We start from the raw sequence: 16,156 nt of genomic DNA on the forward strand, positions 1-16,156 counted from the left end.
ATTAAAGGAAACAAAGACCAGGAAGCTGAATGTCAAAAAAGAGATAGCCCCAGCACTTTGAAAAAACTATTCATAGTCTTAATTTCTTTTTGCATTGGTTTGACGAGAGCCATTCACAAATATGCCCCATAGGCATCCAGTTGAAAAGAAATCTCCAAATCAGACATCCTGCGCAAGGTTTTCCAGTCGAGTACCATGCCCGCAGTTCCCTCAAAAAACCATCCTATAAAAAAATGCATTTCACCACCTGACGAGGTCATCTCAGCGATCTGTCTTCTTTTCAACTCCAGCAGGTCAAGCGTTTCATCGATGGCAGCTTCCAAAGAAACGTCTTCATCAAACTCAAAACTGCAAGTACAAAAGGATCGTTTATGTACCCCGCCCAATAGCCTGCCGTCTGGAGACTGTCTCACTTCCCCGGCCAAATTGCATTTCCATGGTATCAGCTCGATCAAATCGCAAAATGCCTGTAAATCCATTTCTGGATGCGTCATCCTTAAAGATAGTGCAAATTCTCGTTGCTTCTTCGTCATCATTACATTCATTCCGCTGTTTTCTTATTGAGTCCGGCTTTTACCTGCATACCTTGCTTACCTGCCAGCCAAATCCCCAAGCGCATACTCCCATGCCGCTGCATAGCCAGGCACAGTTTGCAATACACCTGCACGCACGCCGGCATCTGCCGCTACCAGCTTCACTGCCTGCTGCCAGTCTTTAGCCTGCAAGGCAGGTTGCGCTTCGGCCAGCGCGGTCAATAGCTGTGGCGTCAGTTTGTCGAGTGCAGGGCGGATTGCTGTCTTCAGGTCAGGCGGATTGTCAAACGGGGCCTGTGTTTTGCTCACCCATTCTGCAAACAAGGCTTTCTGTATCATCTTGCCAGCCACTATCTGTGCAGTAAAAAAGTCATGTACCTGTTTGGGTGCCAGGCCATATTGAGCCGCCTGCTGCGCCAGTGCATCCAGTATTTGCTGCTCACGCACGGGGTCGTCAATCGCTGCTTTGGCGTTCCACTTGTACATGGCGACATCTTGCGCGAGATTCAGGCGTTGCTGCATGAGGCCCATCAAACGCACGAGACGCGGGTCGCTGGCATTCTGGGCCTGTGCAGAATGTGACAGCGACATTGCAGCGCATGCGAGGGTCACATAAGCCACATAAAGCAGCCATGGCAAAAATGCTTTTTGCGCAGGGCGCTGTGCTAAAGTGGAAAAAGAATGATCTGTCATCAGTAATCGCCAGCCTGTTTGTGAAATCGATAAATGATATTGTAATGCCCTGGCTTAGAGCACGCATCAAAATAGCCAGCAGTCCAGGATAATGGAGTACGCTCATGAAAGTAAAAATCGCCTACATAGAAGAAGCCCCCTTCTACTGGACACGCGAAGACGGCAGTGTAACTGGTGCAGACATAGAATTGGCGGAGACAGTGTTGCGCGCAATCGGTGTCACGGACATAGAATATCAACTACGGCTTTTTGCGGAACTGATACCCGGCCTGCAGGCTGCCCGCTGGGACATGAATGTACCGCTTTTCGTAACGGCGGAACGTGCAGAGCGGGTTAACTTCAGCCTGCCGGTATGGTCACTCGGCGATGGCTTCATCGTGCAGCGTGGCAACCCCAAAGCGCTGACTAGCTATGAAGCAGTAGCGGCACAAAGCGATGCGCGACTGGGCATCATCCCTGGGCAGGTGCAATATGACTCGGCAAAATCGGCAGGCGTCAGCGACAGCCAGATCGTGATGTTCAACAACCAGCCCGAAGCCGTGGCCGCCCTGCTGACAGGCAAGATAGACGCCTTTGCGGCGACAGCGACAGGCAACCGCATCATCGCGAGAGACCATAAGGAACTGCAGGCAGTTGCCCACGACTTGGGCAAGCAAGACAAAGCGCCTGTTGGCGCATTCTCGTTCAACAAAAATAATCTGGTGCTCTTGCAGGCAGTGAATGAACAACTGCGTCATTATCTGGGTTCACAGCAAGATCTGGCGCGTGTGGAAAAATATGGTCTGGTGTAAGCGTTGAGCAATCGTGTAAGTGTGAGACAGTGGATGTCTTCATTCCACTGCACTGTCTTTTTTACAGAAGCTTAATGGCCACTCCTTTTGTGCGTTTCTGCTTTCTTTACCCCGAAAAAATTACCTGGAATCGATTTCCAGGGCGATTCCATATTTTTTGCCATTCGTTATTACACTTTCCCCACCAAAATCTTGAGCACAATCGATGAACAATAAATTATTCTGAAAATCAGCGATGTTCTTTTCGTCAAAAAGTATATCGACACAAGAATCTTCCTGATGGAAAAAAAAGCGGGAATCACTTAAGAAAAATTTAAATACTTGATGACGCTCAAAAATCACTTCATCAATTAACCAGTAGCGAATTCCAAGAATGTCAGCAGACGCATTGCGAATATAATCATAAAATACGCCACCAGGTTCTATTTTTTTAGTGGGAGTCCAACTATGCTGACCAATTGAAAAAGGAGGGTAGGATTTACCTTGAAAATCCTTTCCATTTTCATCAGGTATCAACAAATGGATAATCGTTGAAGTACTCACTTTTATTTCCCACACAATTCATCATCAATAAAAAGGATAAGGTCTGGTATTACAATATCTCTATAGCTTGAAAATATATGAATGTAAGTCCTGACTCCGCTTTAGACCTAGCAACTTTTGAGTTCTGGTTCTTCCCAGGCCAGCACGCTTACACAGCCATTGCTGCTGGCGATAAAAAATTCCTTGATGGCGGCGATATCCTTTCTCAGAAAACCAGGCCGCAATGATTCTTGCGCATACCAGCCGCCTCCTTCAATTTGAAACACCCAGTGTTCAGAATCCGAACATGCAGGCCAAAATTCAAGTAAATCACCTTCATCCAAAAGACGGAATCCACAGATTTCTGCAAAGTTCGCTTGATAGCTTTTATTTTCTTGCGATGACTCAACCGTAACAGTCAATTTTCCCAGATCGTAACAAACCTGCGTCATATCTGATCTGGAATGAAACATCATTGTCGACTTCAAAGCCCTGGCTTTCATCTTAAAACTCTTATAGTTTGATACTTCTGAACTCGAAGCTTCATTCACATGATCAAGGATTGCGGACTGCGCATTTCGAATTAAAACAGAAATACTTATTTAGAATATTCAATATCGGATATAGAAAAATCATCTTTTTTAATAGTGTAAGCAATTTCGCCACCACGCACGTTTTTATCTTTAGGAGTAAAACGAATTATGTAATGCCTTTTTTCTACAGAAATTTTTGCATCGTAGCTTTCCAATTTTGACATGGATCGTGCGAAATCATTCGTCGCTGCTTTGTCTTTCTTATCAAGCTCTTGCTCAAACTGTGCATACGCAAGCGCAGTTGCTTTGACCAAGGCTCCTGGAAGAATAATTCCCGGCTTCTGATGGAACTCAGTGCCAGCAAGGCAATTGTGCCAGGCTGCGGCATTCAAGATCAAAAAGATATAAAGCAGTATTCGTTTCATTCACATTCCCCGATAGACCTTGCAACTTAAGGCGCCAAACTAAATTCAACACTGCCACTGGAATCCGGCCCAAATCCAATTGCCATATACGCTACGCCGCGTTCAAGTTTTTTCGCTTTGACGGTCTCAACATAAGCTGCGGGAAGGCTGGCATAGCGAAGTTTTTCCACATCCAAAGTAGCTCCTGGTGGCAATCCAAAAGCCCATAGTGGATTGTCGTGATCCCAGCGATCATTTTTTTTCTGCACGATCTTAAAGCTATTCAAGGGAACTATCCTCATTTCCCCTATCGGGGATGCTGTGATTGGTTTTGAGAAAACGAATATCGGTTTTTCGGCATGCAGTTCAAAAGGTGTAATTTCAATTTTATAGGAGCATCCGGCTGCGCAGAATAAAATGAGCAGGAAAGACAGGAAGAGAAATTTTTTCTTGATGAGCAATGCGGGCATGATATCCGTGGAAAATGGATGGAAATAAAAGAGAATGAGTGAGCAAGGCAAGATCGCGAGTATATGCGGAATCAAATTTTCTGCATTTCACGCATGCGCAAATATATGCGTATGGATGCATAAGAAAAGTAGAGGCAGGCGGGTATGACCATGCCGAAGATGATAATGTACGCCGCCAGACTATGATCCCATTGCCTGAGGGTGGCCGGAGGATAGATCGCGGTTGGGAACAGCGCGAAATTGAAGATACACATCTCCAACAGGCGTCGCTTGTATTTGGATTTTTTGGAAGCAGTGTCCGTGAAAATTTCCGGCACTTTGCCATTGCGCACAGGCATGCGCCAGTATTGCCATCCCAGCGATGACAGCACATGCTCCCAGCCGGCATCAATGATCAACTGGTGGTAGAACTTTTGGTAGTGAATATCTGGCTCTAATCTTGATGCAAATTCCATATTCAGGCCAGGTATGTAATCCAGAGCATAGGCAATATCGGCAGGTTCACCCTGGACGAAGCTATACACGCCAAAAAAACTGCGGGCTTTCAAATGCCATCCCTGGCTGGCCATTTCCCGCAGCCATTGCTGTTCTTGCTCGAGTTCCCACGACCAGAAGCATTTGAATTTTTTGATCAATGTCTCACTCACTTTGCCTCTCCTCTTGTTAATTGTGGCAACGCCACTTGCGCATTGCGGTACATGATTTCCAGCCGGCGGATATGCTCGGCCAGTACCAGCCGCCCCTTGTCGCTGAGCTGGTAATACTTGCGCCGCTCTTCTTCCCCGACCTTTTTGATCAGCCCCTGTTTTTCCAGAGTTGAGAATGCACCATACAAGGTGCCGGGACCAATGACGACATTGCCCTCGCTGATATCTTCTACCTTTTGCATGACGGCATAGCCGTGCAGAGGCTCGGTCAGTACCAGCAGCACGTAAAAGGTGGCTTCTGACAATGGCAGGTATTTTGAATAATTAATTGCTTCCATCCGCGCCTTTCAGGCTTGCTGGTTTGTTGATGTCGCTCAGCCTATATCGGGCGATGCTACATCGCTTAACGATATATCGACTATCGATATATTATCAGGCGAAATTTGGATGTCAATAAAATTATTTTTGTGGCATGAGTCGTTTGATGGCGCGAATGCGCACGCAGTATTTCTGGGATGGGTGGCTATTTTCTGAACCAAAGAAGTTTTCCCAATCGCTCTCGCTGCAAAGTTTCTTTACAGCGAAATTTGCCGCAATGTACAGATACCTTACAGCCGCCTGTTCATTCGAAAAAATAATATTCTTTAAAAACAGCAACTTGGAAAATTTATTGAATTGGCATGCCCATTGCATAGTTCTGGGTACGAGTCTGGATTGCGAATTCATTTCCAGGCATCCGGGTCCCGACCATTTATTGATATGAGACAGCCATGATGAGCGCCATTACCAGCAGAACGACCGATGACGGGGTTCGTATTTACAGCAGGCTTTTGCTCAGGTGCTATGACATTCTGATTTACCGCTTGTTGGCACCTTATGTGTGGCGCTGCAAGAGCAGGTATTTTGCTGACCTCTATCACCTCATGATGTCGCGCAATCACGCGGATATTGGCGTTGGTACTGGCTATTTTCTGGACCGCTGTCACTACCAGCCCGGCGAGGTGCGCATAGGTTTATTCGATTTGCAGCAAAACTGCCTGAATTTTACCGCAGCAAGAATTGCGCGCTTCGAGCCAGAAACTTATCTCTGCAATGCGCTGGAACCAATGCCAACCTCTGCCGCCCGCTTCGACTCAATTGCGCTGGGCGGCATTCTGCATTGTATTCCTGGTGACATGCTGGAAAAAGGCGCGGTGTTTGATGCCATCAGGCCGCTGATGCATGCTGGCACCCAGGTCTTTGGTTACACCATACTGAATCAAGACATTACAAAAACCATGCTTAGCCGCTGCGTTTATGCAGTGTTGCACAGGCTCAAAGTCATCAATGGTGATCAGGATTCGGCGGGCCAGTTGAAGTCAGCATTAGAAAAGCGATTCCAGAACGTTGAAGTCAGCACCGTAGGATGCATAGCATTGTTTAGCGCAAGTACCCCCGTTTAAATGAAGCAGGCATTTTCAAATACCGTAAATCAACAAGCGAGAAAGATCATGAAACAGCAAACTACCAGCAGCGCAGTGACCAGCAGCATCATTAAGGCGAATAAAGCCGATGTCTGGCAAAAAGTAGGCTTTTATGAGCATGTCAAAAAACCGGCATCGTGGTTGTTGAAATTAAGCCTGCCGGTGCCGCAGGAAGTCGAAGGCAAGTATGCGGCTGTAGGCGATACCTGCCGCTGCAAATATAGTGATGGCGGTTACCTGACCAAAAGAATTACGAATATTGTCGATCAAAGCCGTATCGAGTTTGAGATTATCGAGCAGAGTATCCGTTATAAAGACACAATCAAACTATTGGGCGGATATATAGAAGTGGAACAGCTTGACGGTGAGCAGAGTATCGTCCGCATGCTTACCTACTATGACAACCGCATTGCCCCAAGGCTGATTTCATCTTACTTTATTGAAAAAGTGATCAAGACCATGCATGAGTTTGTGATCGCGGATATGCAATTGCAATTGGAAAATGCGACTCAAGACAGCCGTTCTGCTTATGCCAAAGGATAAATCTGGCCTCTGCTATCGACCAGCTTCCATGAGATGGACTGGTCAATAGTCAGAGTAACCTGAAAAGCGCGGCTAAATAAGGCGTGAGTATCCACACGCCTCGGTTTTTTACAGCTTAATTATTACAGATTAAATATCACTCTTTGCAAGCAGCTTTGTAGCTTCTTCAATTGCCCAATTTAATTCTTCCTGCAGGTTTGCCTCTTTGGCGATGTCGTTTAGCATAAGCACGACGGTGTCATCTGGCATGCGCGGTTCATGGCTATCGCCTATGCCACGCAAGCACTGGAAGATACGGTGGAAACATTCGTTGATGGCCCGGTATTCGCGGTCTTCATGCTGGGCATGCAAGTCATGCAAGCTATATTTGCCACGAATCTGCATGGAAAAATAAAAACCGGTATTGATAAAAAACTGCAGGCGTTCTGCGGTGTTAAGGTCGGAAATGTTAAGGCGGGAAAGCTTATTGCCCATGATGCTCCTGTCTAATTTTTTTGCATTCAAATTATAGGAGCATATCATCAGCAATACTAAAGCCTGCATTCTGATCCTGCTTATGCCACCCGCCAAAACCGCAGCGCCAGTGCTGCCAGTGAAGTGACTGTTGCCATGCCCGTCACGCCTATCCAGCCCCATTGCGCCAGCAGCACGCTGCCCAGGGTGGCGCCGGCTGCCATGCCGATGAACATGCCGACAAACAGTACGGCATTGAGGCGGCTGCGGGCGGCGTTGTCTATGCCATAGACTATTGTTTGATGAGCGATCAGGGTGCTTTGCACGCCAAGATCAAAGCCTACCGTGCCTATGCCCAGCAGCCACAATTGTGCAGTGGGTGGGAACAGCGGGCTCAGGTTCATGATGGCGAACGATACAGTGCTGATGCCGGTACCGACCTTGGTGACCAGTTCTGGCCCATGCTTGTCTGCGAGATGGCCAGCCAGCGGTGCTGCCAGTGCACCTGCGGCACCGGCCAGGCCAAAGGCACCTGCGACTGCACTGCCCATGTGGAAGGGTTCGGCATGCAGCATGACGGCCAGGGTGGACCAAAAGCCGCTGAAGCCCATCGCCAGCAAGCCTTGCGCCAGTGCCGCACGGCGCAGTTTGCCGTGGCGACGGATGAGATCAAGCAAGGAAGCCAGCAAAGCGCGATAGCTCATGGTGGTGGTTGGTGCAAAATGTGGCAGACCACGCCAGACCGCCACGGCAATCAGTGTGACACCTACCGCTGCCAGCACAAACATGCTGCGCCAGCCAAACTGCTCGGCCACAAAACCACTGACCACACGCGACAGCAGTATGCCCATGAACAAACCTGTCATGACCGTACCCACGACCTTGCCACGGCGCGATTCATGCGCGAGAGTGGCCGCAGCTGGCACAATGTCTTGCGCCATCGTCGCTGTCAGCCCTATCGCCAGGCTGGCGAGCAGCAGCAGGCTCAGGGAATGTGCAGCAGCCATCACCAGCAATGCAGCCACCAGCAAACCAGCCTTGATGAGGATGATATTGCGGCGGTCATGCTTGTCGCCCAGTGGGGCCAGCAGCAAGATGCCGAGTGCATAACCGAGCTGCGTGAGTGTGGGCACATAACCCACTGCGACATTGCTGATACCCAAGTCACTCGCCAATATGCCCAGCATGGGCTGGCTGTAGTACAGCGATGCCACCGACAAGGCAGCACCACAGGCCAGCAAAAATACCAGTGCAGGCGATGGTTGCTGATGTACCTGGGTATCTGACGCCGGTGTTATGGCAGTTATATGATTATGCGGATTTTGAATGGAAGACATGACTTTCTCTCTGCTTTAACTGATGTCTGGCAGTGTAAGACCCTCGCGTTTCAAACGGTAGTGGCATGTCACGCAGATTTGTTATACATTTGACGTATGACCAAAACTCTGACCAGCCGCCCGGACAACTCTGCCACCGCCGCCCTCATGGCAGGCGCGGGCGATCGCATAGAGCTCATGCAAACCTTTGTGCGCATCGTCGAGGCGGGCAATCTGTCTGCTGCGGCAGCGCAACTGGGCACGACTCAACCCACAGTGAGCCGCCGACTGCAGTCGCTGGAACAATTTCTCGGTGTGCGCCTGTTGAACCGCTCCACCCACAGCATGCGCCTGACAGCCGATGGCGAGCGCTGCTATGAACATGCGCGCAACCTGCTGGCAGGCTGGGCGGCCTTTGAGTCTGACTTGCGTGGCACCAATGACGAGCCTGAAGGCGTACTGCGCGTCGTTGCCCCACATGCATTTGGCCAGGAACGCCTGGTCAGGCCGCTGGCAGATTACCTGCGGCGCTATCCGCGTGTCTCGGTAGAGTGGCTGCTGCATGACGATACATCGTTGCAGGACTTTATTTCTGAGGGCATAGACTGCGCCATACAGATAGGCGAGCTAAGAGATACCAACCTGGTCGCCATCAAACTGGCAGAGGTGCCACGCATCGTGGTGGCGGCACCATCCGTCCTCGCTGGCAGGCCCATGCCGCAACAAGCCATCGACCTGGTCGGCCTGCCGTGGCTGTCGCTACGCACCTTTTATCGTAGCGAAGTATTTTTGCACCATGTACAAACCGGCGAAATCCAGCGCGTGGCTTTCACCCCGCGCCTGAGCACGGACAACCTGTATGCGCTGCGCATCGCCACGCTGGAAGGACTGGGTGTCGCCATCGGCTCTACCTGGATACTGGCCGACGACATCGCTGCCGGGCACCTGATACAACTGGCACCGCAATGGCAGGCAACGCCACTACCGGTGAACCTGGTTTATCCGTATGCCCGCTTTTACCCGGCGCGGCTGCGCAGGTTTATTGAAGTGATACGGGCCAGTGTGGCTACGGCTTTGCATGTATGAGCTCATGACCTTTATAATCACAACCGGGAACGGTGGTGTAATGGAAGCATGTCTATCACCAAAGAAGACGGCGCCGGTTCAAACCCGGCCCGTTCCCTTTCATTCCGTTGTTCCCAACAGTTTGCATTCTCCAACCTTCGCCAACCTTCGCCAATATCGGTGCAAGAGCAAAACCAACCTGCGGCTTTTTGAGCACGACGGGCGTGTACCCCGCTATAATCGCAACCGGGAACGGTGGCGTAATGGAAGCGCACTTTCTAGCTAAGAAAGTGGTGCTGGTTCAAATCCAGCCCGTTCCCATTTAATTCCCCGGTTTCCACTAGCCTTTCTCCTTCACTATTGGCGCAGGCAAATCATGTCTGTAATTTTTTGACCATGTCAGGCAAGCTCCGCTATAATCGCCGCCGGGAACGGTGGCGTAATGGAAGCGCATTTTCTTTGCAAGAAAAAGGTGTTGGTTCAAGCCCAACCTGTTCCCACTGATTTTTGCGTGGATGCGCAAGCGCATTTGACCGGTAAGGATAGCCGCCGTGGCATACACAGATGAAGAATTGGGCATCGCCTTGCGGGTACTGCACACCATTGCAAACGATCCATCACAGATGGATGATCACCCGCAGTTCAAAACCCTGATTGCCAAAATTCAGAAAACCGCCAAGCGTGGCCACCGCCAGGCGCGCGCCAATGCAGCCAAAGAACAATTGCAACATGCACGCCTGCAAACTGGCCTGGTGCGTGCGCAGCTTCCAGCATCATTGCCGCTGACGCTCAGCGAAGCAACCGCAGGTACATTGCGTTCACAACGCTGCTATGTCTGCAAGCAGGGTTTTCAGCAACTGCATCATTTCTACCATTCCCTGTGCCCGGTGTGTGCGGACAAGAACTGGCAAAAACGGCACCAGCAGGCTGATTTGCGCGGGCGTTATGCACTGGTCACTGGTGGCCGCATCAAGATAGGTTTTGAAACTGCCCTGCATCTGCTGCGCGCTGGTGCCCATGTCACGCTGACCACGCGTTTTCCACAAGATGCAGCAAAACGTTTTGCTGCCATGCCGGACTATGGCGACTGGCAGGAGCGACTGAACATACAGGCACTGGACCTGCGCTGCATCCCTGATGTCGAACAATTCGCCGACAGGCTCAATGCAGAACTGCCACACCTCGACATACTGATCAATAATGCGGCACAGACCATCAAGCGGCCCGGCGAATTCTATGCAGCACTGATGTCTGGCGAAGCAACCCCGTGGCTGCTGGAAGCCAGGCAACAATATCTGGGCAATCAGCCTGGCTATGCGGATTATTTTCCGCGACATGAGGTCGATATGTATGGGCAGGCGCTGGATAAACGGCCCGCCAACTCTTGGTCGCAACGGCTGCATGAAGTATCAACCTTTGAACTGCTGGAAGTGCAACTGGTCAATGCGGTAGCGCCCTTCATGCTGACGGCCCGCCTCAAACCAGCCTTGTTGCGTTCACCACATGCACGCCGCTTTGTGATCCAGGCCTCGGCCATGGAAGGACAATTCAACCGCGACAGCAAGACAGAATTTCATCCGCATACCAATATGGCCAAGGCAGCGTTGAACATGATGGTGCGTACCAGCGCCCAGGACTGGGCCCGCGATGGCATCTATATGAACGCCGTGGATACTGGCTGGATTACCGATGAAAAACCCTATCCGCAAGCCATGCATGTGCGGCAGACCCAGGACTTTTACACGCCGCTGGATGTGACGGATGGCATGGCGCGTTTGCTTGATCCTGTCATCCGTGGCGTCAATGAAACGGAGGACCCGCTCTACGGCCATTTCCTCAAGGACTTTGAACCCTATGCCTGGTGATACTGCTAAAGCATCTCTTGCCTTGCCTGGTGATGCAATCACTGCTGTCCAGTGCCCGGTGCACCGCGTCAGCATCACGCCTTGTGATGCTGAAGAGCTGGATCCCTTGCTGCAGCATCTGAGTGCCAATCTAGCAGCCAAGGGCGACCAGCAATTTCCTCGTGGCACGCTGACCGCCGATGGTCGTCTGGATTTATGCAAGCAAAGCCTGGGAACCAGCCACTGCCTGGCGATCACAGAGGCATTGCAGCACAATACCCGCGTCCGCAGCCTCATGCTGGGCACCGATGCAATAGGCGATGCTGGTGCAGCAGCGGTGGCTGGCCTCGCCAGCGTCAATCCTCAGCTTGAGGTTCTTTACCTGGGTTGCAACAATATCGGCCCGGCAGGAGCACATGCGCTGGGCACGACGCTGGCAGGCGGGGCACAAAACATTAGCGGCCTGTGGCTCAAGCGCAATCCACTAGGCCCGGATGGTGCAACAAGCATTGCCAGCATGTTACGCAGCAACCAGCACTTGCGCGTGCTGGACATGGTCAATACCGATTTGCGTGCAGAAGGCGTGCGCGCCATCGTTGATGCCCTGTGCAGTGATAACAAGAATCTGCAAAGCCTTTATCTCAGCGGCAACGGTCTGGACGCAGCAAGCGCAAACGACCTGGCACGTCTGCTGCGCGAAGCGCCACATCTCAAGGCACTCTACCTTAGCGTCAACCGTCTTGGCGATGCAGGTGCAGCATGCATCGCCGATGCGCTGCGCCACAACCGCAGCCTGCAAACCCTGGAGCTGGCAAGCAATGGCATAGGCACACAGGGAGCATCTGCCCTGCTGGATGCAGCCCGGCATTCAGCCTTGCAAAACCTGAACCTCGGTTATGCGCCATCCACCAGGGTGCTGGGTGCACAGGCCAATCACATGGGAGATGAGGGTGCGCTACACGCCGTGGAGTTGATCAACACCTCTGCGACACTGCGCAGGCTTAACCTGGCCCGCAATAACATCACGGATCAGGGAAATACAGCAGTCATAGATGCTGCGCTACGTAATGGCGAGCTTATCCAACTGACACTTGATGGCCGCCTGCCAGATGATCTCGCTGCTCAATTAAAACATAATCAGGCTTTATCTGGTGGCGGCAACACTCTGGGGCAGGCGATGATCAAGAGTGTTTATCGATAAAAAATCTACAGGTACAACAAAAGAAATTCTTCTGTTTAAACGAATATGCGGTGAACCATGTTGCCCAATTATTATATCTGTACCAGTTGCAATGAAAAACTCTTCTTGCCGTTTCGCGAGGCTTATTACTACCTTGGTTCAGACGCCATGGGGCAATTGATAAGGAATGACGACTTGTTCGCGATACCAGTCCGCCCAGCCTGGTGCAAGACTTGTTCGAGCCTGTGTATAGCCGAAGATATTGCCAGCTTGCGTGATTTTGAAAATGCCTATGGTGCTGTGCGCAATGGCAAGGCAGTGGAATATCCGCTGGAAACAGAGTACATGGATCAGGAGCTGGCGATCAGTGAAATCCAGAGCTATCTGCGCTGGAGAATGTCGCGTCAACAAAAACCAAGAGCGCTGTGCTGCGGTAGCCATGATTTCTTATACACTGACGTGGAGCAACCTCTGTTCAAGCATGCGGGCTGCGACTTTGGCTGCATGGAGCCCCGGGTTTTTCTGGGGTCATATTGCGGACACGGCCCCGGCATATCCAGCCCTGCCGATATCCGCATATATAATGCTGAGGGCGAACTGAAGGGTAAGCTAACCTGGCGCAAGCGTGAAGAGAATGCATGGGATACAGAAATATTGACTTATCCGGTTCAGCCTGAAGAATAAGACCCGTCAGTCAGTAGAGTGCGTCATGCGCACCACTCTCAAAAAAACATCAAAGAAAATTCATAAGAAACGGTACGCACGGCGTACTCTACCGCGCATATTAAATTTAATCGCTGGCTCACTTTTCTAGTGTTGACTCATTTCTTCACCGACACAGCCTCCTTGATCAGGGTCTCCAGCACCTTGATATTTACATCATTTAATTTCCGTATATACAGGCAGCCTTTGCCGGATTTTGTTTTACCGAGTTCAGACAATAATTGCGCATGGTTGGGTGCGGCATTGAGGCCATACAGGCTGATGTCACCCTTGCGGGATGCAAAGCCGATGAGGCACATATCACCTTCGCGACCGCTCTCATAGACATAGTGGTAGTTGCCAAAGCCGACGATGCTGCTGCCCCACATGACGGCGGGCTGTTTGCTGGCCCTGGACATGAGCTTGATCAATATTGCGCAGTCATTGCGGCGCGTCTCGTCCTGTATCGCGGCGAGATAATCATCTACGCTGGAGTCTGTTGCTTTGGTTTTGTTTTCAGCCATGACATTCCCTCTTTGGGTAGAAAGTGAATCGGCAACGCAAGCATAATAACAGCGGCACTGCTTCGCGGCCTCCAGCATGAAAAATATCGTCGGTTTGCAGCAACTGAGCATGCTGCCAGACGAGCCTCCCACCTGTTGCGGCATATCTGCAATGGCATAGCGATCTCATTGCAAGTGACTTATAAATCCGTCTATACTCCCTGACACGCCCCATACTGAGAGGTAGCAGATTATGATTTCCCGTCGCCAATTTGCCTTGTCCTTTTCTGCATTTGTTCTCTCACCTCTCAGTGCGCATGTGCATGCTGCGGTCAGGAAAACACCCACGTCCTTGCTGCCACCGCTGGCACGTGAAGAGGCGGTGACCGACAGCCTGTGGGGCAAGAGCATCGTTGATCCTTACCGCTGGATGGAACAAAAGCCGGACACTGCCGAGTTCACTAACTACCTCAAAGCGCAAGGCGCTTTTGCAAGGCAAGTGCTGGACAAGTTGCCAGGGCGGCGGGCGATAGAAGCATCTCTGCAACGATTCAGCGCAGCAACGACCACGCTGGCGATACGCCAGGTCACGAGTACCCAACTAATATTTGCGCGCCGCTCGCCAGACCAGCAGGTACTCAAGATTTATGCTACCCCACACGCGGGTGGCGCAGAACGCCTGTTGATTGATCCGGAAGCAGGTAACAAGAGTGGCCAGAGTGCTCAACCCAGGCGTGTGACCGAGGTGCTGATGTCTCCTGACAACAAGCATCTGGCTTACGCCATCGACAAAGGTGGTGACGAGATGCATGAGTTGCATGTGCTGACACTGGATAGTGGCAAGGACGTGCTGATCACCCGTTTGAATGGCATGCCGGCAAGCTGGCTGCCCGATTCCAGCGGCCTGTTTTATGCACGCCTGCGCGACGGTGCAGTCAAGGGCAAAGTCGATTTCTCCTTCGACACGGCAACATGGCTGCACAAAATGGATAAAGACCCGGCGCAAGACACGCTGGCCTTCCGCTGGTCAGATGGCCCGGCCATGGGCCAGACAGAACGTGAAATGCCGGTCGTACATGTGAATACCGCCAGTGACTGGGCACTGGGTGCCATCTACAGCAATGGTGAATGGCCTGCCTATGGCATGGTCGCACGCCTCAATGACCTGTTGGCAGGCAAACCCGGCTGGGCAGAAGTATTCCGCAAGGACGATATCGCGACCCACGCGCTGACCGTGGGTGACGAAGTGTATGTACTGGCCAAAGGCAAGTCTGAGCGTGGGGAAGTATTCAAAGTTAGCCTGCGCGAGGCAGACAAGGGCAAGCGTGTCGTGGTGGTGCCGCAAGGCGATTATGTCATCGACAGCCTGAGCCTGGCCAAAGATGGTTTATACATCCATGAGCTGCGCGGCCAGGTCGGTGCCTTGCGGCGTTACAGCTTTGCCACCGGCAAGGTGGAGGATGTGAAACTGCCTTTGACAGGTGCGGTATGGAATATACAATGTCACCCGGCCATAGAAGGTGCCTGGTTTGGCATGGACGACCTGACCTGGTCTGCCCGCACTCTGCAAACAGGGCCCAACCTGGTCGCCAAAGACACTGGCCTGACACCGAAGGCAGCATTTGACACATCCTCATTCCTGACCACCCGCCAGGATATCAAGGCGCGTGATGGCACGGCTGTGCCGGTAGAAATACTGCACAAGAACAATACCAAACTGAATGGCAAAAACCCTCTGCTGATTATTGCCTATGGTGCTTACGGCATCATACTTGACCCTGGATTTCAGGGTTCCATGCTGGCTTTTCTGGACCAGGGTGGCGTGATTGTATATGCCCATGTGCGCGGAGGCGGCGAGAAAGGCGAGACCTGGCACACTGCCGGGCAAAAAGCCAGCAAGCCAAATACCTGGCGCGACGTGATTGATGTGGCAGAAGCGATGATCAAGGATGGCTGGACTGCACAAGGCAAACTCGCTGTATGGGGTACCTCTGCCGGCGGCATCATGGTAGGCCGCGCCATCACAGAAAGGCCAGACCTGTTTGCCGTAGCAATCGGTGAAGTCGGGGTATTCAATACCCTGCGCTTTGAGCTGACATCGAATGGCCCTGGCAATGATGAAGAGTTTGGTACGGTCAAGAAAGAAGATGAATTCCGCGCTCTGCTGGAGATGGACGCCTACCACCATGTACAAGCTGAAACCAGCTACCCGGCAACGCTGCTGATGACGGGCGCCAACGACATGCGGGTAGAACCCTGGCAAATCGCCAAAATGGCTGCCCGCATGCAAAAAAACTATAACCCAAAACGCCCGGTATTGATGCGGGTTGATTATGATTCAGGGCATTTTTCCACGACCAAGAAAATCGGCATTGCCAAGCATCTGGATATGTTTTCTTTTATCCTGGCCCATACAGGCAAGGCTTGAATTTGAAAAGAAACTCTGGGAGGTGCACGCCGACCAATGGCCGGCTTCTTGCATTTGCCCTTCTCC

19 protein-coding genes, 2 tRNA genes and 1 pseudogene are annotated in these 16,156 nt (G+C 51.4%); 12 read left to right on the forward strand and 10 right to left on the reverse strand.

The genetic code is table 11. The annotated features are described in order from the left end of the window. Positions 1 to 113: 113 nt before the first annotated feature. Positions 114 to 536 (reverse strand): DUF4279 domain-containing protein, encoded by a 423-nt coding sequence (locus UNDYM_RS22085; RefSeq protein WP_162043026.1) that lies wholly within the window; start codon positions 534 to 536, stop codon positions 114 to 116. Positions 537 to 590: 54 nt separating this feature from the next. Beyond that, a complete protein-coding gene (gene aroQ, locus UNDYM_RS22090) occupies positions 591 to 1,226 on the reverse strand; it encodes a gamma subclass chorismate mutase AroQ (protein ID WP_162043027.1) in 636 nt (211 codons plus the stop codon). A gap of 104 nt (positions 1,227 to 1,330) precedes the next feature. On the opposite strand from aroQ, the gene UNDYM_RS22095 reads away from it, so the two are divergent. Beyond that, complete coding sequence (locus UNDYM_RS22095; protein ID WP_162043028.1) at positions 1,331 to 2,017, forward strand: transporter substrate-binding domain-containing protein; 687 nt, start codon at positions 1,331 to 1,333, stop codon at positions 2,015 to 2,017. Positions 2,018 to 2,137: 120 nt separating this feature from the next. On the opposite strand, the gene UNDYM_RS22100 is transcribed toward UNDYM_RS22095, so the two are convergent. The 6 genes from UNDYM_RS22100 to UNDYM_RS22125 all read right to left on the reverse strand — a co-directional run bounded on the left by UNDYM_RS22100 (position 2,138) and on the right by UNDYM_RS22125 (position 4,931). Then, positions 2,138 to 2,560, reverse strand: coding sequence for a hypothetical protein (locus tag UNDYM_RS22100; protein ID WP_162043029.1), 423 nt, complete (start codon positions 2,558 to 2,560; stop codon positions 2,138 to 2,140). 107 nt (positions 2,561 to 2,667) lie between these two features. Further along, complete coding sequence (locus tag UNDYM_RS22105; protein WP_162043030.1) at positions 2,668 to 3,042, reverse strand: hypothetical protein; 375 nt, start codon at positions 3,040 to 3,042, stop codon at positions 2,668 to 2,670. A gap of 95 nt (positions 3,043 to 3,137) precedes the next feature. Next, complete coding sequence (locus tag UNDYM_RS22110) at positions 3,138 to 3,497, reverse strand: hypothetical protein (RefSeq protein WP_162043031.1); 360 nt, start codon at positions 3,495 to 3,497, stop codon at positions 3,138 to 3,140. A 26-nt stretch (positions 3,498 to 3,523) separates the two neighbouring features. Continuing rightward, positions 3,524 to 3,946, reverse strand: a complete 423-nt coding sequence (locus UNDYM_RS22115; protein WP_162043032.1) for a hypothetical protein — start codon at positions 3,944 to 3,946, stop codon at positions 3,524 to 3,526. A 71-nt stretch (positions 3,947 to 4,017) separates the two neighbouring features. Next, a complete protein-coding gene (locus UNDYM_RS22120) occupies positions 4,018 to 4,593 on the reverse strand; it encodes a DUF2812 domain-containing protein (protein ID WP_162043033.1) in 576 nt (191 codons plus the stop codon). Then, the gene (locus UNDYM_RS22125; RefSeq protein WP_162043034.1) at positions 4,590 to 4,931 is read right to left on the reverse strand and encodes a PadR family transcriptional regulator; all 342 of its coding nucleotides are present in this window, start codon (positions 4,929 to 4,931) and stop codon (positions 4,590 to 4,592) included. The genes UNDYM_RS22120 and UNDYM_RS22125 overlap by 4 nt, the downstream gene beginning before the upstream one ends. A 432-nt stretch (positions 4,932 to 5,363) precedes the next feature. Between UNDYM_RS22125 and UNDYM_RS22130 the strand changes: the two genes are divergently transcribed. The 3 genes from UNDYM_RS22130 (at position 5,364) to UNDYM_RS22140 (ending at position 7,088) form a co-directional block, all read left to right on the forward strand. Beyond that, complete coding sequence (locus tag UNDYM_RS22130) at positions 5,364 to 6,035, forward strand: class I SAM-dependent methyltransferase (protein ID WP_162043035.1); 672 nt, start codon at positions 5,364 to 5,366, stop codon at positions 6,033 to 6,035. Further along, positions 6,036 to 6,599, forward strand: a complete 564-nt coding sequence (locus tag UNDYM_RS22135; RefSeq protein WP_162043036.1) for a hypothetical protein — start codon at positions 6,036 to 6,038, stop codon at positions 6,597 to 6,599. A 258-nt stretch (positions 6,600 to 6,857) separates the two neighbouring features. After that, entirely contained in the window at positions 6,858 to 7,088 is a 231-nt protein-coding gene (locus UNDYM_RS22140) for a hypothetical protein (protein WP_162043037.1), read from the forward strand. Between the two features lie 65 nt (positions 7,089 to 7,153). Here the strand turns inward: UNDYM_RS22140 and UNDYM_RS22145 are convergent, their stop codons facing one another. Next, on the reverse strand, positions 7,154 to 8,389 hold the full coding sequence (locus UNDYM_RS22145) for an MFS transporter (protein ID WP_162043038.1): 1,236 nt from the start codon (positions 8,387 to 8,389) through the stop codon (positions 7,154 to 7,156). 96 nt (positions 8,390 to 8,485) lie between these two features. Between UNDYM_RS22145 and UNDYM_RS22150 the strand changes: the two genes are divergently transcribed. From UNDYM_RS22150 to UNDYM_RS22180, 7 genes and pseudogenes are all read left to right on the forward strand, one after another. Then, positions 8,486 to 9,454 carry a LysR family transcriptional regulator gene (locus UNDYM_RS22150; protein WP_162043039.1) on the forward strand — a complete coding sequence of 323 codons (969 nt, stop codon included), beginning with the start codon at positions 8,486 to 8,488 and terminating at the stop codon, positions 9,452 to 9,454. A 26-nt stretch (positions 9,455 to 9,480) separates the two neighbouring features. After that, positions 9,481 to 9,551: pseudogene (locus UNDYM_RS22155) on the forward strand. Between the two features lie 131 nt (positions 9,552 to 9,682). Then, positions 9,683 to 9,753: transfer RNA gene (locus tag UNDYM_RS22160), tRNA-Ser, on the forward strand. 108 nt (positions 9,754 to 9,861) lie between these two features. Next, positions 9,862 to 9,932: transfer RNA gene (locus tag UNDYM_RS22165), tRNA-Ala, on the forward strand. Positions 9,933 to 9,984: 52 nt separating this feature from the next. Beyond that, on the forward strand, positions 9,985 to 11,298 hold the full coding sequence (locus UNDYM_RS22170) for an SDR family NAD(P)-dependent oxidoreductase (RefSeq protein ID WP_197740938.1): 1,314 nt from the start codon (positions 9,985 to 9,987) through the stop codon (positions 11,296 to 11,298). Beyond that, complete coding sequence (locus tag UNDYM_RS22175; protein ID WP_162043040.1) at positions 11,288 to 12,478, forward strand: ribonuclease inhibitor; 1,191 nt, start codon at positions 11,288 to 11,290, stop codon at positions 12,476 to 12,478. Before UNDYM_RS22170 ends, UNDYM_RS22175 begins: the two co-directional genes overlap by 11 nt. Before the next feature lie 57 nt (positions 12,479 to 12,535). Beyond that, a complete protein-coding gene (locus tag UNDYM_RS22180) occupies positions 12,536 to 13,141 on the forward strand; it encodes a hypothetical protein (RefSeq protein ID WP_162043041.1) in 606 nt (201 codons plus the stop codon). Positions 13,142 to 13,278: 137 nt separating this feature from the next. Here the strand turns inward: UNDYM_RS22180 and UNDYM_RS22185 are convergent, their stop codons facing one another. Beyond that, on the reverse strand, positions 13,279 to 13,683 hold the full coding sequence (locus tag UNDYM_RS22185; protein WP_162043042.1) for a DUF1801 domain-containing protein: 405 nt from the start codon (positions 13,681 to 13,683) through the stop codon (positions 13,279 to 13,281). Between the two features lie 232 nt (positions 13,684 to 13,915). Here UNDYM_RS22185 and UNDYM_RS22190 point away from each other — a divergent pair, with 232 nt between their 5' ends. Next, entirely contained in the window at positions 13,916 to 16,090 is a 2,175-nt protein-coding gene (locus UNDYM_RS22190; protein ID WP_162043043.1) for a prolyl oligopeptidase family serine peptidase, read from the forward strand. Positions 16,091 to 16,156: the final 66 nt, after the last annotated feature.

Source organism: Undibacterium sp. YM2, assembly GCF_009937975.1.
In the GTDB taxonomy this organism is placed as follows: domain Bacteria; phylum Pseudomonadota; class Gammaproteobacteria; order Burkholderiales; family Burkholderiaceae_D; genus Undibacterium.